19 protein-coding genes are annotated in these 19,686 nt (G+C 65.2%); 7 read left to right on the top strand and 12 right to left on the bottom strand.

Going from position 1 to position 19,686, the window contains the following annotated elements; translation table 11 throughout:
- Positions 1 to 445: tetratricopeptide repeat protein (locus ABZ942_RS01665; RefSeq protein ID WP_357377978.1), on the top strand; the 445-nt coding region annotated here is incomplete at its 5' end.
- Positions 446 to 456: 11 nt separating this feature from the next.
- On the opposite strand, the gene ABZ942_RS01660 is transcribed toward ABZ942_RS01665, so the two are convergent.
- Positions 457 to 954: a CopG family transcriptional regulator gene (locus tag ABZ942_RS01660; protein ID WP_357377976.1), complete on the bottom strand. Its 498-nt coding sequence runs from the start codon at positions 952 to 954 to the stop codon at positions 457 to 459.
- A gap of 265 nt (positions 955 to 1,219) precedes the next feature.
- Positions 1,220 to 2,410, bottom strand: a complete 1,191-nt coding sequence (locus tag ABZ942_RS01655; protein ID WP_357377974.1) for an FAD-dependent oxidoreductase — start codon at positions 2,408 to 2,410, stop codon at positions 1,220 to 1,222.
- A 215-nt stretch (positions 2,411 to 2,625) separates the two neighbouring features.
- Here ABZ942_RS01655 and ABZ942_RS01650 point away from each other — a divergent pair, with 215 nt between their 5' ends.
- On the top strand, positions 2,626 to 3,555 hold the full coding sequence (locus tag ABZ942_RS01650; RefSeq protein ID WP_357377972.1) for a helix-turn-helix transcriptional regulator: 930 nt from the start codon (positions 2,626 to 2,628) through the stop codon (positions 3,553 to 3,555).
- Positions 3,556 to 3,615: 60 nt separating this feature from the next.
- Positions 3,616 to 4,263 carry a 2OG-Fe(II) oxygenase gene (locus ABZ942_RS01645; protein WP_357377970.1) on the top strand — a complete coding sequence of 216 codons (648 nt, stop codon included), beginning with the start codon at positions 3,616 to 3,618 and terminating at the stop codon, positions 4,261 to 4,263.
- Between the two features lie 246 nt (positions 4,264 to 4,509).
- On the opposite strand, the gene ABZ942_RS01640 is transcribed toward ABZ942_RS01645, so the two are convergent.
- The 3 genes from ABZ942_RS01640 to ABZ942_RS01630 all read right to left on the bottom strand — a co-directional run bounded on the left by ABZ942_RS01640 (position 4,510) and on the right by ABZ942_RS01630 (position 7,919).
- The gene (locus tag ABZ942_RS01640) at positions 4,510 to 5,550 is read right to left on the bottom strand and encodes a lysophospholipid acyltransferase family protein (RefSeq protein ID WP_357377968.1); all 1,041 of its coding nucleotides are present in this window, start codon (positions 5,548 to 5,550) and stop codon (positions 4,510 to 4,512) included.
- Positions 5,547 to 6,374 carry a GNAT family N-acyltransferase gene (locus ABZ942_RS01635; protein ID WP_357377966.1) on the bottom strand — a complete coding sequence of 276 codons (828 nt, stop codon included), beginning with the start codon at positions 6,372 to 6,374 and terminating at the stop codon, positions 5,547 to 5,549. The genes ABZ942_RS01640 and ABZ942_RS01635 overlap by 4 nt, the downstream gene beginning before the upstream one ends.
- 252 nt (positions 6,375 to 6,626) lie before the next feature.
- Entirely contained in the window at positions 6,627 to 7,919 is a 1,293-nt protein-coding gene (locus ABZ942_RS01630) for an NAD(P)/FAD-dependent oxidoreductase (protein WP_357377964.1), read from the bottom strand.
- A 111-nt stretch (positions 7,920 to 8,030) separates the two neighbouring features.
- Here ABZ942_RS01630 and ABZ942_RS01625 point away from each other — a divergent pair, with 111 nt between their 5' ends.
- Complete coding sequence (locus tag ABZ942_RS01625) at positions 8,031 to 8,888, top strand: LysR family transcriptional regulator (RefSeq protein ID WP_357377962.1); 858 nt, start codon at positions 8,031 to 8,033, stop codon at positions 8,886 to 8,888.
- A 72-nt stretch (positions 8,889 to 8,960) separates the two neighbouring features.
- Here ABZ942_RS01625 and ABZ942_RS01620 read toward each other — a convergent pair whose 3' ends face one another.
- The 7 genes from ABZ942_RS01620 to ABZ942_RS01590 form a co-directional block, all read right to left on the bottom strand.
- Positions 8,961 to 9,722, bottom strand: a complete 762-nt coding sequence (locus ABZ942_RS01620; RefSeq protein WP_357377960.1) for an ABC transporter permease — start codon at positions 9,720 to 9,722, stop codon at positions 8,961 to 8,963.
- Positions 9,719 to 10,726, bottom strand: a complete 1,008-nt coding sequence (locus tag ABZ942_RS01615; protein ID WP_357377958.1) for an ATP-binding cassette domain-containing protein — start codon at positions 10,724 to 10,726, stop codon at positions 9,719 to 9,721. Before ABZ942_RS01615 ends, ABZ942_RS01620 begins: the two co-directional genes overlap by 4 nt.
- 56 nt (positions 10,727 to 10,782) lie before the next feature.
- On the bottom strand, positions 10,783 to 11,403 hold the full coding sequence (locus ABZ942_RS01610; RefSeq protein WP_357377956.1) for a PadR family transcriptional regulator: 621 nt from the start codon (positions 11,401 to 11,403) through the stop codon (positions 10,783 to 10,785).
- A 123-nt stretch (positions 11,404 to 11,526) separates the two neighbouring features.
- Positions 11,527 to 12,681, bottom strand: a complete 1,155-nt coding sequence (locus tag ABZ942_RS01605) for a hypothetical protein (RefSeq protein WP_357377955.1) — start codon at positions 12,679 to 12,681, stop codon at positions 11,527 to 11,529.
- On the bottom strand, positions 12,678 to 13,250 hold the full coding sequence (locus tag ABZ942_RS01600) for a DUF4365 domain-containing protein (protein WP_357377953.1): 573 nt from the start codon (positions 13,248 to 13,250) through the stop codon (positions 12,678 to 12,680). Before ABZ942_RS01600 ends, ABZ942_RS01605 begins: the two co-directional genes overlap by 4 nt.
- Before the next feature lie 151 nt (positions 13,251 to 13,401).
- Positions 13,402 to 14,358 (bottom strand): electron transfer flavoprotein subunit alpha/FixB family protein, encoded by a 957-nt coding sequence (locus ABZ942_RS01595; RefSeq protein WP_357377951.1) that lies wholly within the window; start codon positions 14,356 to 14,358, stop codon positions 13,402 to 13,404.
- A 30-nt stretch (positions 14,359 to 14,388) separates the two neighbouring features.
- Positions 14,389 to 15,174, bottom strand: a complete 786-nt coding sequence (locus tag ABZ942_RS01590) for an electron transfer flavoprotein subunit beta/FixA family protein (RefSeq protein ID WP_150405401.1) — start codon at positions 15,172 to 15,174, stop codon at positions 14,389 to 14,391.
- Positions 15,175 to 15,570: 396 nt separating this feature from the next.
- Here ABZ942_RS01590 and ABZ942_RS01585 point away from each other — a divergent pair, with 396 nt between their 5' ends.
- From ABZ942_RS01585 to ABZ942_RS01575, 3 genes are read left to right on the top strand one after another with little or no spacing between them, the layout of a single operon-like run.
- Positions 15,571 to 16,344, top strand: a complete 774-nt coding sequence (locus ABZ942_RS01585; protein WP_357379323.1) for a class I SAM-dependent methyltransferase — start codon at positions 15,571 to 15,573, stop codon at positions 16,342 to 16,344.
- Positions 16,341 to 17,921 carry a glycoside hydrolase family 57 protein gene (locus ABZ942_RS01580; RefSeq protein ID WP_357377948.1) on the top strand — a complete coding sequence of 527 codons (1,581 nt, stop codon included), beginning with the start codon at positions 16,341 to 16,343 and terminating at the stop codon, positions 17,919 to 17,921. Before ABZ942_RS01585 ends, ABZ942_RS01580 begins: the two co-directional genes overlap by 4 nt.
- On the top strand, positions 17,918 to 19,171 hold the full coding sequence (locus ABZ942_RS01575; protein WP_357377946.1) for a glycosyltransferase family 4 protein: 1,254 nt from the start codon (positions 17,918 to 17,920) through the stop codon (positions 19,169 to 19,171). Before ABZ942_RS01580 ends, ABZ942_RS01575 begins: the two co-directional genes overlap by 4 nt.
- Positions 19,172 to 19,686: the final 515 nt, after the last annotated feature.

Raw genomic sequence — 19,686 nt, 5'->3', positions numbered from 1 at the left:
CGACCTACACCGCCAAGCCCTCGCCCTCTACCACCAACTCGGCAACCGCCTCGGCGAAGCCAGCGCACTCAACAACCTCGGCATCGTCCGAACCCGCACCGGCCTGCATGCCGAAGCCGTCGACCTACACCGCCAAGCCCTGGCGCTCTTCCACCAGCTCGGCTACCGGCGTGGCGAAGCCGAGGTACTCATCGATATCGGGAAGCTGCTGCTCGAAACGGGCGAGCCCGGCGGGGCGGTGGGCATGTTCACCGAGGCCCTCGACTGCGCTCGCGAGATCGGCAGCCAACTCGAGCAGGGGTACGCGCTGGAGGGCATCGGCCGGTGCCGAGTCGGCATGGGCGATCTAGGCGGTGTCGTCGAGTTGCGGACAGCGCTGCAGATCTACCAGTACATCGGAGCACCGGAAGCTACCGCGGTGGCCGCCTATCTGGCCGGCCTTTAGCTCGGCTGACGCTATGTCTGGGTTTCGGACCGCTGCGCTGTGTCGGCGGGCTGCTGGGTGCGGTCGATCATGGTTGTGTCCACGATCTGCATCGGACTCAATTCAGTCTTGGTGACCTCGTCGAAGAGATATCGATCGACGGCAACTCTGATTGCCCTTGCCCTGCTCAAATTCGACGCAATGCAGAAATTTGCCAACCGCTCCGTGGTCGATGCATCGAGGTAGATATCTGTCGGCACCGCGAAACGCAACTTGACGCTCCGCCGCGTGCCGCTGCTCGTCAGCGGGTCGAAATCATCGGACGGTATTCCAGCTATGCCGAGAATTCGGTAAGTATCGGCATTTCCGGCACGCGCTTGCCTGTCGAAGGAATCGAGCATTGCGACCACGGCCGCCCGAATCAATACTTCGCTCGATGCGGCCCACTCCCGCGCAAGGATGCCGATCAGTGACGTGACGACTGGTGTGAACCCCACGGTGAGCCGCGTTTCGACGATATGGCGCTTCATGAACTGCGCACCCTGCCTTCCCACCACGGGCAAATGAAGCTGTAAGCAAAACTAACCAAGAACGTGACAGTGCGTCGCCAAACATAATAACATGCACATCCCCCGACGCCGAGACAGTTGAAACACCATGCTCGATTCCGGATACGACTCGGTGACGTAACGCTTTTCCCGATCGGCGGCGGTTTCCACTGGTGAGAGCCGACCGGCGGTGCACGGCGTCGAGCTGCCGGTGCCGCGATCGGCCGCGGTACCACCGGCAGGGTTGCTACGCGGAGTGCGCCGGCGTAGGCCGCCCCAGATGCGCCTCGATATTTTGCGTCGGCCTGCGGACACTCAAACCGTCCTCCACAAAGGCCGGAGTGACGGTGAACCCGGAACCGCCCAACCCACCGAGGTGCAGCACACCGATATCGCCGGTGCTACTCCGCGGCAGCCACTCCCCGACTGCCCGCTCCGCGGCGGGCCGCAACCCATACCAATACCGATTCTCGCCATCGGCAAGGGCCGGGCCGAACACCGGCAGACGTTCGAGCAGCCTGTCCCGGATTTCGTGAATTGCTTCGATGACATATCGCGGCGCACGGGTCAGATCCTCGAGTCCGTGCTCGAGATCGGCGTATTCATCGGATTCGGTGATAAGCCTGCCTGCGGTGCCACCCAAACAGACGTGCCCACATGCCCTGTGCGGAATGCTGTAAGTCAACTCGTGGTCTCGATCCTTGTCCATCAACACGATTCGATCGAAAGGCGCAGGCACTTTCGCCAGATCGACGAGTAGCACCAGGCCGAAGTTTCCTTCGATTCGTTTGTCATCGAGCAGGAATTGCGCCCGGTCGCCTGCCGCGACACAAGCTACTTCCGCGCTGAATTCCGCTGCGATATCCAGCAGGTCCGCGAGATCGCGTATGTGGCGGACCAGTGGCGTGACACCGGGGAACCGACTGATCATGCGATACAACCGAGGCATGAGAGTACATGCGGAGATCACAGATCCGGCGTCGAGGAGCACGGCTCGGTTGTACAAGGGTGCCGAGAAGTCGATCGGGTTCGCGATCGCCGCCTTGCCCGGATACCCGCGGGGCAGTTGCACATGATGGTCCCTACTGAGGAATACGCTTCCGGTGCGCTCGACGAAGTCGGCGAGCCCCAGTTCCGACAGCATCTGCCAACGCTCGAATGATCGCTGTGCCCATGCAGCTATTCTCGGGTCACCATTGAGAAAAGGCATATGCCATCCGCTGGCACCGAAGCTGGCAATGCTGGAGTCGTGCGCGTCGGCGATCCACAGGATCTGAATCGGGCTGAATGCACGTCGGCCGGCCGAATACAGTTCGAACACGATCTGATGGCCGACAATCCCGTGGCCGACAACGACCGCTCGCCCGGTACGCAAAGCGGTCTCGACGAAAGTCTCCGGCTTGATCGCCTCGCTATGTGTGGAGGGAAGGTCATACATAAGAGGCACCTCTTCCACGAGCTCGAGGACCCCTTGTGTGCGTCAGGCCCCGACACTCTCGAGAGTGACGCGACTATGGCACGATGTCAAGCAGAGCTTAGCGAGTATTTCCGAACCGATAAGCACTGCTTGATCGCAACCGGTAGCCCGCCGGCTCGCGATAGCGATCGTCCGCCCCCTCCAACGATCCGGGCGGGCCCAAGCGAAGGACGGCTATGCGCGAGGTGAAGCTGGCAGCAACGCTGAAGCATCTCGTCGACGAGGGTGAGTATCGAGGCAACAGAAGGCTGGTTTGTACCGAGCTCGGTATCACCTCGGCCGCCCTGTCCCAATATATTAACGGCCAAACGCAGCCCAGCCTGGAGAAATTGGTAGCAATCGCCGATTTGTTTAAAGTATCGCTTGACTTCTTGATGTTCGGCGAAGACACCGTCACGGGACCGAGTGGCGTGCTAGAGTACGGGCCGCTTGCTCGCTATCTCGAGGCAGGTCTCTCCTCCGTACGAGACGATATCGCTGCCCAGTCGGCCTTTGTTGCGAAGATCGGGACAATCATGACCGACCAGATCGCTGCGGCGGCCCGGACCGCCGCAAAACGTCCGGCGACCTTCTACGGGATGCTCGACCAAGAACAAGCCCTCGAGCTCGAACGCTTCAGCGAGGCCAGCATTGTCGTCACCCTGGCCCTCGACGACGCCGTCGAGGTCAGTGGCGCCATCGAACAAGGCGTGACGGCCGGCAACTTCCTCGCAGTCGTTGCCGAGAATATCTCCAGAGGGCGCACCTATCACTTTGTCCTGTCACCGGATATGCCGGATCGCGAGGTACGTGTTCAACAATACCGCGCCCTGCTCCTGCGCCAGGATCTCGACGAAAAAGATCTGGAACGCTGCAAGTTCAGTGTCGCTTCGGACACTTTGTATGTCGGTTTCAACTTCTTCAAATTGGACGTCGAAAGCCTGCGGCAGCAGAGTCCTGTTCTGTATCAGTACGTCAAGCCCTACATCGGCAGCGACGACCGGATCGGCTACATAGAGCCGCCGTCTTCGCCCATTCGAGCCTTCTTCCTGGTAGATCCGGAACATCAGGTACTGGCGTCGCGCGCGCTGGACCGCTATGTTTCGACAACTGGGCCCGCTTTCTGACCCACGCAGCACCACATTCACGCCCAACTACCACCTCAACTACCATGAAGGGCCTCATAGGTGAGCCTTTTCCGCTGGACGACCTACAACGTGAACTCCTTGCTGCCACGGGGTTGGCAAGAGCAGGTCATGCAGGTCGCCCAAGAAGAGTATGTCGGCCGTACGCTGGTCAGCAGCCACTCGACATCACGCGAAGCCGCAGCATACGAGCTTCGGTGTGGCGGGGTCGGCGGAAACGCGCTGCGCACCCGCTTGCCCTGGCTGAATAAACTCTATGAGGGCCGTTTCCTCGAACTGGCGCAGTCGATGTCGAATGAAACCGTCACCACAATGCTGGACGATCGATTCAGCATGGTGCTCAACATTCAGCGCGAGACCGAACGATACGAATGCCATGTGGATACGAACCCCATCGAAGGCTTACTTTATTGCACAAGCCATTACCCGGGCGATGGCGGTGAACTCGTGGTATCGAACCGGGGCGACGTCGGCTCTATCGAAGAAGTCGACGAAGATTGCGCAATAATCGAGCCGAGGGCCGGCTACCTGGTGTTCTTCGACGCCCGATACCACAGCCATTACGTCCGGCGTCTCACCGATCCGAGCAACGTCAGAATTGTCGCGGCAATGAATTACTATACCGAGTCCTGCCCGGAGTGGAAAGTGCGACCATCGGACTTGAATCGCCATTTGTCCGGCCACGACTAGTGTCGTGAATAGTCGGCGCCGACGTCCGATGAGCTCGAACCAGCTAGCTCCCGGCGACCGAGTCGAGTGTGCTGTCAGTCGAGCTGCTGAAAGAACAACGGATTCACCAACGAACGATCTTCCCGGGGCTGTACCTGGTCCCGCCCGCCGCCACCCAGGCGCTCCAACTCGCTCGGTAGCCACGACCTGACATACGGCAAAGCACCCGCAGGCGATCGCCTGCGGGTGCTTTGCCGTTCGTGCCTGTCAGCTGCTGATCTCTTCGACGCGGCGGCCTCGCCCGCGCAGGATGGGGCGGATACGGCGGGGTGGCCTGCGGACCTCTGGTGCGTCCGAGGCGACCGACGGGTCCTGGACTCGGGTCTTGCCTGCCTCGATCCATACCGTGGCGTCGAGGGCGCCGTGCCGGGACTGTTCCGCGCCGCGGATGGCGGCCTCGCAGCGGCGGGCCAGATCGCGGCGATCGATGCCCGGCCGCTGGACCGTTTCGAGTACGACCTCGGCGATCATGCCGCGTGAGCGCAGCACCCGGCGGGCGGACGAGGCGAACGTGTCCTCGCCGACGAAGCCGGGAACCGTGCACTGGACGCCGTGCCGATCCAGGTAGCGCAACCGCACCGGCTGGACCGGAGTCGCGGTGTCGACCGCCGCCTGGAACAGCGCGGGCCGCATGCTGCCGTAGGCGCGACCGCACCAGGTGGTGCCCTCGGGGAACACCGCGATCCGCTCGCCCGCGGTGAGCCTGGCACTGATCTGCGCGATCACCCCGGGCAGCGCGCGCAGCTTCTCCCGTTCGATCGGGATGACCCGCATCAGCGTCGCGAGCTTGCCGAGCACCGGCCAGTCGACCATGTCGGCCCGCGCGACGAAGCCGAGCGGCTGCACCGCGGCGAGCGCGACGATATCGGTCCAGCCGATGTGCCCGACGACGACCATGACGCCGGTGCCGGACGGCCCGTAAACGGCGGGCGCGGTGCTGCCCTCATCGACAGCACCGCGCTCGTTCGGGTCGATCCGGCGATCGACGACCCGCAATTCCATGCCGAGACAATTCAGCAACGTGCGCGCGTAGCCGCGCTGCAGACGTTCCCGCTTACCTTGCGGCGTAACCAGATTCACCATCGGGAAGCTCACAAGCAGCCCGGCGACGCCGAGCAGCCTGCCGAGCACCCGGCCGGTGCCGACCTGGTCGATCGACTCGATGCAGCCGGGCCCACACGGGCTCGACGGCATCCACGCGTGTGCGGTGGCCTGTGCGGGCGGCGCGTCGAAGACCACGGTCCTCACCGCCCCCCGTCGAAGGTCGCGGCGGCGTCTTGTAATCGGTTCAGGTAGCGGGTGTTGATGGTGTCGAGCCCGAGGATGGCGACGAAGTCGGCGACCCCGAAGTCCGGGTCGTGCGCGGGCTCGCCGCAGATCTCCGCGCCGAGGCGCAGGTAGCCGCGCAGCAGCGGCGGCAGCTTGGGGCGGGCGGGCGGTGTCATGTCGTCGAGGGTCTTGCCGTCGACGACCACCGGGCGAATCGGGTGCACCCGCTGTTCCGGATCCGAAGCGTGCCGGCCGAGCAGCAGGTCGCGCACGCCGCGCACGTTCACGCCGGGTTCGTCGGCGGGGCTGTCCTGCATCGGCACCGAGACGCAGCCCATCACCCAGTCGTAACCGGTGAGCTGGATGTAGTGCAGGATGCCCGCCCACATGAGCGTGAGCACCGAGCCGTTGCGGTGGTCGGGCACGACGCAGGCGCGGCCCATCTCGACGATCCGGCGACCGGCCGGATCCAGTTGGGAGAGATCGAATTCCGTGGCCGTGTAGTAACCGCCCGCGGCGGCGACCTTGTCCGGCGGCAGCATCCGGTAGCAGCCGACGAAGTCTTCGGTGAGGTCGTCACGGACCAGCAGGTGATCGCAGTGCTCGTCGAACCGGTCGGCGTCGAGGCCGGTGCCGTTGTCGGGGATGTGGAATCCTGGCTCGCTCGCGAACACTCCGTAGCGCAGTCGCTGCGCCGCCGCGCGATGCTCTGCGTCGGATGAGACGACCAGCGAGTACCGTGACCGTTCCACCCCGGAGTCCGTCGAGCGCGCCGGGGCTGTCAACACGGACGTAATAGTCATATCGTCAATGAACCCAGCCGGACACTGCGCTGGAGCAACCCCGAAGTGTCCCGCCGATGCCGGTTTAGTGAACGAGACGATGATCACACCGAGCGTTCACCGGACCGTCGCGCCCCGTTCGCGCCCTCGCGCCGCAACCGCGTCTTTTGCCTGATTAACGCTTCTCGGCGAACACATTTCGCGATGCGGCCGCATCGCGAAGGAGCCGCATCGCGAGGTGCTCGCGATGCGGCTATCGACGTTAGAGCTGCCTTATGCGGCGGTTCTCTCCGCTTCGCGGGCCGGCTTGGCGACCTTGTTCACCTCGGCGAAGCCGGGGCGTCCGGTGCCGATGAAGGCGATCAACCAGGACGCGACCGCGGCGAAGCGGTTGCGGAAACCGACCAGGTAGAACAGGTGCACCGCGAGCCACATGAACCAGGCGATCAGGCCGCGGAAGGTGATCTTGTCGTTCAGCTTGGTCACCGCGCTGAACCGGCTGATCACCGCCATGCTGCCCTTGTCCCAGTACTTGAACGCGGTGCCCGCCTGCTTCTTTCGGCGAATGATGTCGGCGGCGTGCCTGCCCTCCTGCATGGCCACCGGCGACTGGCCCGGGTAGCCGTTCAAGGAGGTCATGTCGCCGATCGCGTAGATGTCGGCGTAACCACCGACGGTCAGGTCGGGATTGATCAACAGCCTTCCGGCCCGGTCGGTTTCGACGCCGGTGGCCTCGGCGAGCACCTTCGCGAACCCGCCGACCTGCACGCCGGCCGACCAGACGATCGTCTCCGCCGCGATGCCGCGCTCGACGCCGCTCTTGTCCTTGACAGTGACCTTGCCCGGCTCGATGTCGGTGACGAAGGTGCCGAGCAGCACGTCGACGCCGGTGCGGGTCAACGACTTCTTCGCGTACTCGGACAGGCCGCCGCCGAACGGGGGCAGCACCTCGCCGGCGCCTTCGACCAGGGTGACCGAAACTTCTTGGTGGTAGTACCTTTTCGCGAGTTCCTTCAGCTGGCCGGCCACCTCGACGCCGGTCGCGCCCGCCCCGACCACCACGAAGCTCAGCAGCCTGCGCTTGGTCTCCTCGTCGGCGCCCGCCGCCTCGGCGAAGACCCGTTGGATCTGCGCGCGAAGCAGTTTCGCGTCGTCGATGGTCTTGAGCGAGAAGGTCTTCTCGGCGAAATCGTCACGGCCGAAGTAGGACTGGCTGGCGCCGGTGGCGGCGATCAGCGAGCCGTACCGGATCCGACGCTGCTCGCCGTTCTGCTCATAGGTGACGATCGCCTTGTCGGGATCGATGGCGACCACCTTGCCCAGGCGCACGTCGGCCTCGCGGTGACGGCGCAGAATGGCGGCGATCGGCGGCGCAATCTCCTCCGATGCCAGCACACCGGTCGCTACCTGGTACAACAACGGTTGGAACAGGTGCTCCGGCGTGCTGGAGATCAGCACGTAATCGATACCCGACTTGGCAAGTTGCTTGGCGGCGGAGAGTCCGCCGAACCCCGATCCGACGATGACGACACCCGCGGTTTCGATTCCCGCATCCACGTACTGCATGACAGCCTCCTTCTCTCATTACCAACCGTCATCGGGAACGAGGATATTTCAGGAGTTAGGGCGCATAATTCAGATGACTCTTATCTCGATCCGTCATTAATCGGAGGCGCTGTGGAACTTCGGCAGCTCACCTACTTCGTTGCCGTCTGCGAGGAGCTCAGCTTCAGCGGTGCGGCCGCGAGGTGCTTTATCTCACAGTCCGCGATCAGCCACCAGATCTCCCGGCTCGAGCGCGACCTAGGCGTGCAATTGTTCGAGCGTTCGACAAGATCAGTGGTGGCCACCGACGCCACCGCACGGCTACTTCCCCTTGCGAAACAGATGCTGAGCCTCGAGTCGGCGATCCGGGCAGCGGTGCGCACCGTCGGCCCGCGCATCCGGCTCGCCGCCAACATGTCCTTCGCGACGCGATCACTGTCGGCGATCGCGGGTGCCCGCGCGACGCACCCGGAGGCGGAGATCGAGTTCGTGATCAAACCGTTCCGGCAGCGGATCACCGCGGTGGCCGACGGCGACTGCGATCTCGCGCTCATCCGCGGCAGCGTCGATCAGCCGGGGCTGGAAGTGGAGCAGCTGTGGGTCGAGGATCTGGTGATCGCGACCTCCAGCGCGCATCCGCTGGCCACCAGGGAGACGGTGACCCTGTCCGATCTGAGCAGGTATCCGTTGCTGCTGCCGCCCGAGCAGGAACAGGTGTTGCTGCACACGGTGATTCGGTCCGCGTTCGCCGAGCTGCCCACCGGGCCGACCTTCGGTCCGCCGATTCCACCCGATCACACCGCGACCCTCGAACTGATCAACCGGCCGGACGCCTGGACCGTCCTCTACGCCGAAAGCTCCACCGAGGGCCTGGTCGTCCTGAAACTGGCCGACCAGAAGCTCCGCATCCCGGTGTCCGCGGTCCTACGCAGCGACGTCCGCCGCTCCCCCATCCTCACCACCCTGCTCGCCGGTCTCCACCGCCCCTGATCGACGGAACGCCCCCGGGCCTGAGCCCGGGGGCGTTCGCTATGAATACCGCAGTGCACAAACGGGTTTCACTCAGGCGTTCTCCCGAGCGAAGCTGCGGGCACCGATCACCATGAGTACCAAGGCAACCGCGACGGTGATGCCGGTGCCGAAGTAGACGTCGGTGCTGCCGAAGTCGCCGCGGAACAGCGCCCGGGCGGCATCGACGGTGTGCGAGAACGGATTCACCTTCGCGATGTACTGCAACCAGTTCGGGCCGACGGTCATCGGCAGCAGGATGCCGGACAGCAACATGACCGGCAGGGTCAGGGTGTTGAGCACGGAGGCGAGCGTGCCCTCATCCCTGGCCCAGAGTCCCAGCGCGTAGGACGCGGCCGCGAGGCCGGCCGACATCACCGCGATCAGTAGCACCGAAAGCACCAAACCCAGTGGGTCCGGCCGCAATCCGAACGCCAGGACCGCGACGCCGACCAGAACCAAAGCCTGGACGATCAGCACGACCATGTCCTTGAGTACCCGGCCGAGCAATAGTGCACCCCGGTCCGCGGGCGTAACCCGTTGCCGCTCTATGACTCCCGCACGCAGCTCCGAGACGATGGCGAATCCGGCATACAACGAACCCATCAAACCGGTCTGAATGACCAAGGCCGGTGTGAGGATCTTCCAGGGGTCGACATCGGTGCCGAGCGAGGGCGCGATCCCCTTGATCAACGGACCGAACAGCACCAGATACAGGATCGGCTGAGACAGGCCGATGATCACCCACATCGGGTTGCGCAGGTTGGACCGCAGTTGGGACCAGAAGATCAGCCCGGTGTCGTGCGTGAACCTCATGACCGATTCCCTTCGCGCAGTGAACGTCCGGTGATAGTGAGGAAGACATCGTCGAGGCTCGGCCGTTTGACGGTGATCGCGCCCGGCGTGATCCCCCGCTCGTCCAGCGCGCGCAGCAAGGGAACGACGGCGGCATCGCCTCGCTCGACCGTCAGGTGCACCACCGTTGCACCCGCGTCGGCCGCGCGAACCCCCGACCGCACGTCGAGTACCGCCTCGGCCACCTGTAGCGCGAGATCGGCTTGCTCGTCGGCGATTTCGAGGCTGACCACGTCACCGGAGATCCGTCGCTTGAGCTCGTCGGGTGCCCCCTCGGCGACGACGACACCGTGATCCATCACGAGCAGCCGATCACACAGCGCGTCAGCTTCTTCCAGATAGTGCGTGGTGAGCACGACGGTGGTGCCCCGATCTCGCAGTCCGCGAATGTGTTCCCACAGGTTGGCCCGGCTCTGCGGATCCAGGCCGCTGGTCGGCTCGTCGAGGTAGATCAGTTTCGGGCCGTGCATGAGGCCGAGCGCGATGTCGACCCTTCGCCGCTGGCCGCCGGAGAGCTGGCCGCATTTGCGCCCACCCAGTCCGGCCAGATCCAGCGCCGCAAGCAGCTCTTCGGCGTTGCGCAGCGCCTGCGTCTTGGTCAGACCGAAAAGCCTTGCCTGCAGCACCAATTCGTCGATGACGAGTTCGAGGTCGTTGCTCATGCCGCCCTGCGCGACATACCCGATGCGCGACCGCACGGTCCGTGCCTCGGTGCGCAGATCAGCGCCGGTGATGGTCGCCTCGCCCGCGGTCGGCTCGAGCAGCGTGCTGATCATCCGCAGCGTAGTGGTTTTGCCCGCGCCGTTCGGGCCTAGGAGACCGAGGATTTCGCCGTCGTGCACGGCGAAATCGACCCCCTTGACCGCCTCGACGGGACCGGTTCTGGTTCTGAAGGTTCGGGCAAGCCCACGCACCTCGATGACCGCGGTACGTGTGCGGCCACGAACGGTGTCGATCGTTTCCACACCGCTTACGGTAGGAACGATCGACCAAATAGTCAAGCTTTACTATTCAGGCTTGATCATGACATCGGCGGTTCCCCGGTGTTCATCGCGGCATTCACGCCACCCCACGCATCGAGTTCACCGGTTTCGATGCGCTCCAACGTCTTTCGTGACCAGTTCAGATCCGCCCTGATGTGATCGGCGGACAGCCGCATCGCATCGGCGACGTGGTGCGGCTCGGCCTCGGCGGGATTGCCACTGCCGGCCAGGATCCGGGCCACCTCCCGCTCGGTGAAGACCAGCTCGGCCTCGAACTTGAGAATCCGGCTGTTCAACGCGGCAATGACTTCATCGCGCGGTGCCGCCGGAAACAGCGCGACCGCGGCGAAGTACGGATTCTTCGGCTGCTCGGCGGAGAACAACGACTCACGCAGCATCTCGCCGAACTCCTTCTCCCCCTCGCTGGTGAGCCGATACGTGGTCCGCTCCGGCCGAGCCCCGTCCTGCGCGACCCCCTCGATCGCGATCAGCCCGTCGCGCTGCAAGGTATTCAGCGCACCATAGATCGACCCCGGCTTCACATTCGCCCAATCGTCGGCGTGCCAGGACAACAGCTCACGCCGAACGTCGTACCCGTGCACCGGTTGCAGCAGCCGAACGATGGCGAGCACCAGCATCCGCGTCGTAGGAACAGCCATACTCGCAGGCTAGCGCACCCGCGGCGCCTCCTTGGAACACGTTCCCACACAACCGGTTCCAGCTGACCAGAGACTCGAATCCAAGTACCGGAGCGGACACCAGCCATTGATCACCAGCTGCGATCAGTCCCGGCGGTCCACAAAGTTAGGATCTACATTAATTGCGCCGGTCAGCCGCCAAACACCACGTTCGAATATCAGATCGCCTGAAACGACAATTGGTTGCTTGCTCTGATGCGCACGAATTGCCCACGCATATTCTTCGCCGGCCAGCGGGACATGGACCTTTCGCAGGCGACCATCTACATGAGTAGACAAAACGATACTGCTGGCCTCTTGATCCTCGTCACCGGAATCGTCTCGATTAAGCGTACGAACTGTGCCGAGCAGCGTCACATAACGCGGCGGCTCCTCGCGCCGAACCAACCGTTCCCGCACGCGGGGCAGACCCGCCATTGCATTGCGATCGACGATGATTCGCGACGTGCCGACGTCAGGGCGCGGCTCAGCGGCCGCCCAATCGAACGACAGCTCCAATGCGCGTAGCATTTCCGGCTGGGTGAGCTCCTGCACTGACTCCACCAAACTTGCGCTCAAGCCCAGTTGTCCGGCCCGGTCGAGTGCACCTTCGTCCCAATCGAGGGCAAGCTGACGAGTCGACTGCAAACCCGTGGCCAGCGTTGTCATCACCTTGCGCGGAAAAGGCACAGCCGGCGACCCGTCGTCGTGTGACGGCAGAACTTCACCGAGACGAGTTACGACAGTGAATACGAAACTGCCCCGTTTCGTGTGCCCCAGCCGGATGTCATCTTCGAGAAATTCGGTGACAATGGCCGACCTCCTGCCGCGGTGCGAATGAGTTGGATCATCTGCGGTTGTAGCGGCGGCCCGCATCATCGTAAACAATGCTTCCAGAGTCTTTTCGGCTTGCCGAAAAGGGATTGTCCCATCCGTCATTTCCTGGTCGAGTCGAACGAAGAAAAGGTCGGCACGTGCTGCGACGATACGCTCTGCCAGCTGCCCGGGATTCCAATCATAAATGGTGGCAAGAGCTTGCAGCGTGTCACGAAAACGCACGGAGAAGTCGGCGTAGTCAGTAGCCAACGGCAGCATGACACGGCCAAGCGGACCGTCCGCGCCCGGCAGCCGCCAGATCTCTCTGACGTCTTGGTCCCGGGCCTCGAGCTGCCAATCGTGGCTGGCAAGGTACTGGGACACAGCGGGCGGCGACAAAGTGGACGCGATCTCCTGGAGACCGTCGAGCGGAACCTCTTTCACCACTGACCTCCTTCGCCGATTGCCTGCATGATGCCTTTAAGGCTGCTCACATCGAACAGGTTGTTCCTGGGCAGATGGACCGTCTTGCTGGCCTTACCATCCTCGATCGCGCCGAGTTCTCTCGCATGCTGCCAGTACATTCGGCTCGAACTGGTCAACCCTGCTTCAGACAGGTCCAGTAGTTGTTCAGGATCCTCAGGGACGAGCAGGACGCCGAGCAGTGCCGGGGCGAACCGTTTCGGGTTCACCAACTTGAGAAACCGATCGCGCTCCAACGACCATGCCAGGTGCTCGGCTCCGAGCAGCCGTTGCTGCGTCGTGCACTTGAGCTGCATCTCGAACTCAGGGCAGTAGTACCGCACGTACTCGGCAGACGACGCAACCGTGATGTCGACTCCGTCATAGTCGGTCAGATGACTCTTGATGGAACAGCCTGCGGCGGCAGCAACCATATGTATGAAGGCGAGGCTGAACTGCTCCTGTCGGGCGGTCATCGACAGACCACCGTCCTGTGCCGATGACACCGCGCCCAGGGGCATACTCCCGCTGCCGCCGTCAACGTCCACCATGCAAACCCTCCCCCGATTCCCCAGAATATGCACCGTGTGGCGCCCCACGCAGACAATAGCTGCCTTGGTCAGCCCGTCACCCAGCAACGAAAAAGGTGGCCTCGACTGAACTTTCCAGCCGAGGCCACCAATTATCGCGCGAAGCGAGCGATCAGCCCTTGTGGGACTTGACCGCTTCGGTCAGCTGCGGGGCGACGTTGAACAGGTCGCCGACGATGCCGTAGTCCGCGATCTCGAAGATCGGGGCCTCTTCGTCCTTGTTGACCGCGACGATGGTCTTCGAGGTCTGCATGCCGGCCCGGTGCTGGATGGCGCCGGAGATGCCGAGGGCGATGTAGAGCTGCGGCGAGACCGTCTTACCGGTCTGGCCGACCTGGAACTGGCCCGGGTAGTAGCCCGAGTCGACCGCGGCGCGCGAGGCGCCGACGGCGGCACCGAGCGAGTCGGCCAGCTCCTCGACGACCGAGAACTTCTCGGCGGAACCGACACCGCGACCACCGGAGACGACGATGTTCGCCTCGGTGAGCTCGGGACGGTCGCCACCGACGATCGGCTCGCGCGCGGTCACCTTGACGACGCCGTCTTCCTGCGCGGGCACCTCGACGGTGACCTTCTCGCCGGCGCCGGCCTGCGCGGACGCCTCGATGGCGCCCGGGCGCACCGAGATCACCGGCACGTCGCCGGTGGCCTTCGCGTCGACGGTGAACGCGCCACCGAAGATGGAATGCACGGCGGTGCCGTCGGACTTCACGTCGATCACGTCGATCAGCAGGCCGGAGCCGATGCGGGCGGCGAGGCGGCCCGACACCTCCTTGCCTTCGGCCGAGGCGGCGACGATGACGGCGGCCGGGGAGACCTGCTCGGTCAGCGCGGCGAGCACGTCGATCTTCGGGGTGAGCAGGTAGTTCTCCACGTCGTCGGACTCGGCGATGTAGATCTTCTCCGCACCCGCGGCGGCCAGCGCGTCGGCCAGCTTCTCGCCGGTGCCCGCGGTGCCGAGCACGACGGCGGCCGGCTCACCCAGGTTGCGGGCGGCGGTCAGGAGCTCGGTGCTGACCTTCTTGATCGCACCGTCTGCGTGCTCGATGAGCACAAGTACTTCAGCCATTTGTGTTCTCTCCTAAGCAGATCGGCGGGATCAGATGATCTTCTGACCGACGAGGTACTGGGCGATCTTGGTGCCGCCGTCGCCCTCGTCCGCGATCTTCTCGCCCGCGGTGCGCGGCGGCTTCGGGGTGGCTCCGGTGACGGTGGTGCCCGCGTTCGCGACACCGACGGTCGACGGGTCGACGCCCAGATCGGCCAGCGTGAAGGTCTGCACTTCCTTCTTCTTCGCGGCCATGATGCCCTTGAAGGACGGGAAGCGCGGCTCGTTGATCTTCTCGGTCACGCTGACGATGGCCGGGAGGGTGGCCTCCAGCTTGAAGACGCCATCATCGGTCTCGCGCTCGCCGGTGACCTTGTCGCCGTCGATGGTGAGCTTGCGCAGGTGAGTCAGCTGCGGCAGGCCGAGGTACTCGGCGATGATCGCGGGGACCGCACCGGCGCGACCGTCGGTCGCCTCGTTGCCCGCGATGACCAGCTCGACGCCTTCGACCTGGCCGAGCGCGCTCGCCAGCACCCAGGCGGTCTGCACGGCGTCGGAGCCGTGGATCGCCGGGTCGTTGATGTGGATGGCCTTGTCGGCGCCCATGGACAGCGCCTTGCGGATGGCCTCGGTGGCCCGGTCCGGACCGGCGGCCAGCACGGTGACCTCGCCGCCCTGCGCCTCCTTGATCAGCAGCGCTTCTTCGACGGCGCGCTCGTTGATCTCGTCGAGGACGGCGTCGGCGGCTTCGCGATCGAGGGTGTAGTCACCATCGGTCAGCTTGCGCTCGGACCAGGTGTCGGGAACCTGCTTGATGAGTACGACGATGTTCGGCATCGGTCTTCGTCGACCTCCTGTTCTGGTTACACGTATGGAGTGGTCGCACAGGCGGCGCCGTACGTCCGTGTGAGTAGCTCAGGGCGTGACACTACCCTACGTTAAGTTACCCGTGGGTAACTTAGCCGCTTCTCTCTCATAACGCCAGACCCAGCGATATCGTGCCGGGCTGGAGCACCCCCGCCGAACGGTCCATCTCGACTGGTAGCGGCATCCCGGTGACCGGGTGCGGGTATCCCGCAAACAGTCAGTGCCAGTAACGTCGGAGCGCATGAGCGAGCGAAGCGAGCGAGCAATAAGCACAGCCGAGCACTCGCTCGTGACGGAACCGAGCGCCAGCGAGGTGGAGTCATGAGCGAGGCTGTGATCCCTGCCGCAGTGGACGACCCGACGGGCATGACCGGCGCCCCGGAGACGACCGTCGGCGCCGTCGAACCGCTGCCGTTGACCGGCGAACGGACCGTCCCCGGCATCGCCGAGGAGAACTACTGGTTCCGCAGGCACGAGATCGCCTACGCCCGCCTGCTCGATCGGTGCGCCGGAAAAACGGTGCTGGAGGCCGGATCCGGCGAGGGCTACGGCGCGGACATGATCGCCTCGGTGGCCACCAAGGTCACCGGCGTCGACTACGACACCGGCGCGGTCGAGCACGTACGCGCCAGGTACCCGCGGGTGGAAATGATCCAGGGCAACCTCGCGGCACTGCCGCTCGATGACGCCTCGGTCGACGTTGTGGTGAACTTCCAAGTGATCGAACATCTCTGGGATCAAGGTCAGTTCCTCCGGGAGTGCCTGCGGGTGCTGCGCCCCGGTGGTGAGCTGCTGATCAGCACGCCGAACCGGATCACTTTCTCGCCTGGTCGCGATACCCCCCTCAACCCATTCCACACGCGCGAACTGAGCGCCGCCGAGCTCACCGAGCTACTGGTCGAGGCGGGCTTCGAGGTCGCACAGATGACCGGCGTGCACCACGGCGCGAGCCTGAAAGCGTTGGACGCCAAGCACGGTGGGTCGTTCATCGACGCGCAGATCGAGCGGGCGCTGGCCGGCGAGCCGTGGCCCGCCGAGCTCACCGCCGACGTCGCGGCCGTCACCATCGACGACTTCACCCTGATCGCCGAGGACATCGATGCGAGCCTCGATCTGGTCGCCATCGCGGTGAAGCCTTGAGCAACGAGGCTGTTCCCGGCCAGTTCACCCTGGTCTTGCACTCCCATCTGCCCTGGCTGGCACACCACGGACGTTGGCCGGTCGGCGAGGAATGGCTCTACCAATCCTGGGCGGCCTCTTACCTTCCGGTCGCCGAGGTATTGAGAACACTTGCCGCCGAAGGGCGTTCGCATCTGCTCAGCCTCGGCATCACGCCGGTGCTCGCGGCCCAGCTCGACGACCCGCACTGCCTGTCCGGCATGCACCATTGGCTCGGCAACTGGCAGCTGCGCGCCGACGAGGCGGCGATGGCGGGCAACGTCGCCCTCGGCCAGCACGAACATCGTTTGGCCACAGCGGCTTTGGCGGATTTCGAGGAGCGCTGGCGGCACGGTGCCGCGCCGGTCTGGCGCGAGCTCATCGACGCCGACACGATCGAACTGCTCGGCGGCCCGCTCGCCCATCCGTTCCAGCCGCTGCTCGATCCGCGGTTGCGTCAGTTCCAGCTCGCCGAGGGGTTGAGCGACGCGCAACATCGCTGGGGTCACACGCCCACCGGCATCTGGGCGCCGGAATGTGGCTACACGCCGGGCATGGAGGTCGGCTACGCCGCCGCGGGCGTGACCCATTTCATGGTCGACGGGCCCGCGCTGCGCGGCGACACCACCCTCGGCCGGCCGGTTCGCGAGTCCGATGTGGTCGCGTTCGGGCGTGATCTGCAGGTGAGCTATCGGGTCTGGTCGCCGAAATCGGGCTACCCGGGCCAGAGTGCCTACCGTGACTTTCATCACTACGACCACGCGACGGGTCTCAAACCGTCCCGGGTCACCGGCAAGACGGTGGCCGGTCCGGACAAGGCGCCCTACGACCCGGAACTCGCCGCCGCGGCGATCGGTCGCGACGTCGACGACTTCGTGCAAACAGTCCGCGAGCGACTGATCAGCGAATCCGAGCGGATCGGCCGACCCGCCCTGGTGGTGGCCGCGTTCGACACCGAATTGTTCGGTCACTGGTGGCACGAAGGACCGCAGTGGTTGGCCCAGGTGTTGCGGGCGCTGCCCGAAGCGGGCGTCACCCTCGGCACGCTGGCCGACGCGCGGGAACGCGGATTCGTCGGGGAGCCGGTGCCTTTGGCCGATTCGTCCTGGGGCTCCGGCAAGGACTGGCGGGTCTGGGCCGGGGATCAGGTACAGGACCTGGTCGAACTCAACGACGACATCGTGCGGCTCACGCTCGACACGATCGACAAGATGCGCGCCGTCGACGGAGCGACCGCGCTGCGCGACAACGTCGCCGACCAGTTGCTGCGCGAGGCCATTCTCACCGTGTCCAGCGACTGGGCGTTCATGGTCAGCAAGGACTCCGCCGCGGGCTACGCGCGCGACCGCGCGCACCGGCACGCGCACGCCGTGCGGGAGATCGCGGCCGCCGTCGGAGCGGGTCAACTCGCGAAAGCACAGCAGTTGGCGGCAGGATGGGGGTCGGCTGACGGACTCTTCCCCGGTGTGGACGCGCGACGACTCGGGAGCGCCGGGTCCGGAGGAAGCTTCGCCGCGGCTGCCGAGCACGCCGCGTCCAGCGCAGAAGGACATGCATGAAGATCTTGATGGTGTCGTGGGAATACCCGCCGGTCGTGGTCGGCGGGTTGGGCAGGCATGTGCATCACCTGGCGACCGAGCTGGCCGTTGCGGGCCACGAGGTGGTCGTGCTGGCACGCCGCCCCTCCGGCACCGACTCCTCGACCCATCCCACCCACTCCTTCATCGCCGAGGGTGTGCTGGTGGTCGCGGTCGCGGAGGACCCGCCGTGCTTCGACTTCGGCGAGGACATGCTGGCCTGGACGCTGGCCATGGGCCACGCGATGGTGCGCGCCGGTATCGCGCTCGGTAAGCCGGGTATCGGTGACGGCTGGGCGCCCGACGTGGTGCACGCGCACGATTGGCTGGTCGCGCACCCCGGTATCGCGCTGGCCGAGTACTACGACGTGCCGCTGGTCTCGACCATTCACGCCACCGAAGCCGGACGGCACAGCGGCTGGGTCGCGGGCAAGGTCAACCGGCAGGTGCATTCCGTCGAATGGTGGCTCGCCAACGAATCCGACGCGCTGATCACCTGCTCGGCCTCGATGCAGGACGAGGTGGAACGGCTCTACGGCCCCGAGCGAGTGCCGATGACGGTGATCCGCAACGGAATCGACGTGGGCGCCTGGACATTTCAGCCGCGCTCGCCGCGCACCGGCCCGCCGCGGCTGCTGTATGTCGGCAGGCTGGAATACGAGAAGGGCGTGCAGGACGCGATCGCCGCGCTGCCGCGCATCCGCCGCGCGCACCCCGGCACCACGCTCACCGTTGCCGGCATCGGCACCCAGTTCGAGTGGTTGCGTGAGCGCGCCCGCGGGCACCGGGTGGCTCGGGCGGTGAACTTCGCCGGCCAACTCGACCACGCCGAGCTGCTCGGCTGGCTGCACGGCGCCGACGCCATCGTGCTGCCCAGCCGCTACGAACCCTTCGGCATCGTCGCACTCGAGGCGGCCGCCGCGGGCACCCCGCTGATCACCTCCACCGCGGGCGGACTCGGCGAGGCCGTCATCGACGGTGTCACCGGAGCCTCGTTCGCCCCCGCCGACGTCGACGGCCTCGTCGACGCCGCCCGCGCCACCCTCGACGACCCCGTCGCCGCGCAAGACCGCGCCTACGCCGCCCGCGAACGCCTCACCGCCGATTTCGCCTGGGACGTAGTGGCCGCCGAAACCGCCCAGGTCTACCACTCCGCCAAACGCCGCGTCCGCAACCCCCTCGGCCGCCCCACCATCATCGAGCGCCCCCTCCCCGAGCGCGACCCGAAGTAGGCCCCCACAGCCGACCCACCTCAGCCGAGCCACCGCCGCGCACGAATCGGTCCCCCGCGCACAGTTTCGCTGACAATTACGTACGCGCCAGAACAATTCACGCGCAGCAGACAAACATCGCCGCGCCAAGCCAGTCCCCGCCCCGGCGCCAACAGTCAGCCCTGACGCCGCGCACGTCCCATCCTGCCGCGCACCTCTCAGCCTGCCACGCACGTCTCGCCCTGCCACGCACCTCTCGCCCTGCCACGCACCTCTCGCCCTGCCACGCACCTCTCGCCCTGCCACGCACCTCTCGCCCTGCCACGCACCTCTCGCCCTGACGCGCACCTCTCAGCCTGCCACGCACGAAATTGCCGACAATTCTGTGCGCTGCACAACAATCCATGCGCAGCAGGCAAATTAGCGCCGCGCGATCGCTACCGCGCACTCTTCGGTGGGCAGCGCACCTCCCATCCCGCAGCGCACAAAATAGCGAGCCACCCCGTGCGCAGCAGAACAATCTATACGCAGCAGGC

This window comes from Nocardia sp. NPDC046473 (assembly GCF_040645995.1).
GTDB lineage: Bacteria > Actinomycetota > Actinomycetes > Mycobacteriales > Mycobacteriaceae > Nocardia.
The sequence above is the reverse complement of the archived record's forward strand: the minus strand, read 5'-3'. Positions and strand labels throughout refer to the sequence as shown.

What these genes read in the sequence shown, in the direction of transcription:
- ABZ942_RS01660 (WP_357377976.1), bottom strand. Translation starts at nt 954, where the DNA reads ATGAAGCGCCATATCGTCGAAACGCGGCTCACCGTGGGGTTCACACCA.
- ABZ942_RS01635 (WP_357377966.1), bottom strand. Translation starts at nt 6,374, where the DNA reads ATGACTATTACGTCCGTGTTGACAGCCCCGGCGCGCTCGACGGACTCC.
- ABZ942_RS01595 (WP_357377951.1), bottom strand. Translation starts at nt 14,358, where the DNA reads ATGGCTGAAGTACTTGTGCTCATCGAGCACGCAGACGGTGCGATCAAG.
- ABZ942_RS01590 (WP_150405401.1), bottom strand. Translation starts at nt 15,174, where the DNA reads ATGCCGAACATCGTCGTACTCATCAAGCAGGTTCCCGACACCTGGTCC.
- ABZ942_RS01655 (WP_357377974.1), bottom strand. Translation starts at nt 2,410, where the DNA reads ATGTATGACCTTCCCTCCACACATAGCGAGGCGATCAAGCCGGAGACT.
- ABZ942_RS01610 (WP_357377956.1), bottom strand. Translation starts at nt 11,403, where the DNA reads ATGGCTGTTCCTACGACGCGGATGCTGGTGCTCGCCATCGTTCGGCTG.
- ABZ942_RS01585 (WP_357379323.1), top strand. Translation starts at nt 15,571, where the DNA reads ATGACCGGCGCCCCGGAGACGACCGTCGGCGCCGTCGAACCGCTGCCG.
- ABZ942_RS01630 (WP_357377964.1), bottom strand. Translation starts at nt 7,919, where the DNA reads ATGCAGTACGTGGATGCGGGAATCGAAACCGCGGGTGTCGTCATCGTC.
- ABZ942_RS01575 (WP_357377946.1), top strand. Translation starts at nt 17,918, where the DNA reads ATGAAGATCTTGATGGTGTCGTGGGAATACCCGCCGGTCGTGGTCGGC.
- ABZ942_RS01600 (WP_357377953.1), bottom strand. Translation starts at nt 13,250, where the DNA reads ATGGTGGACGTTGACGGCGGCAGCGGGAGTATGCCCCTGGGCGCGGTG.
- ABZ942_RS01620 (WP_357377960.1), bottom strand. Translation starts at nt 9,722, where the DNA reads ATGAGGTTCACGCACGACACCGGGCTGATCTTCTGGTCCCAACTGCGG.
- ABZ942_RS01650 (WP_357377972.1), top strand. Translation starts at nt 2,626, where the DNA reads ATGCGCGAGGTGAAGCTGGCAGCAACGCTGAAGCATCTCGTCGACGAG.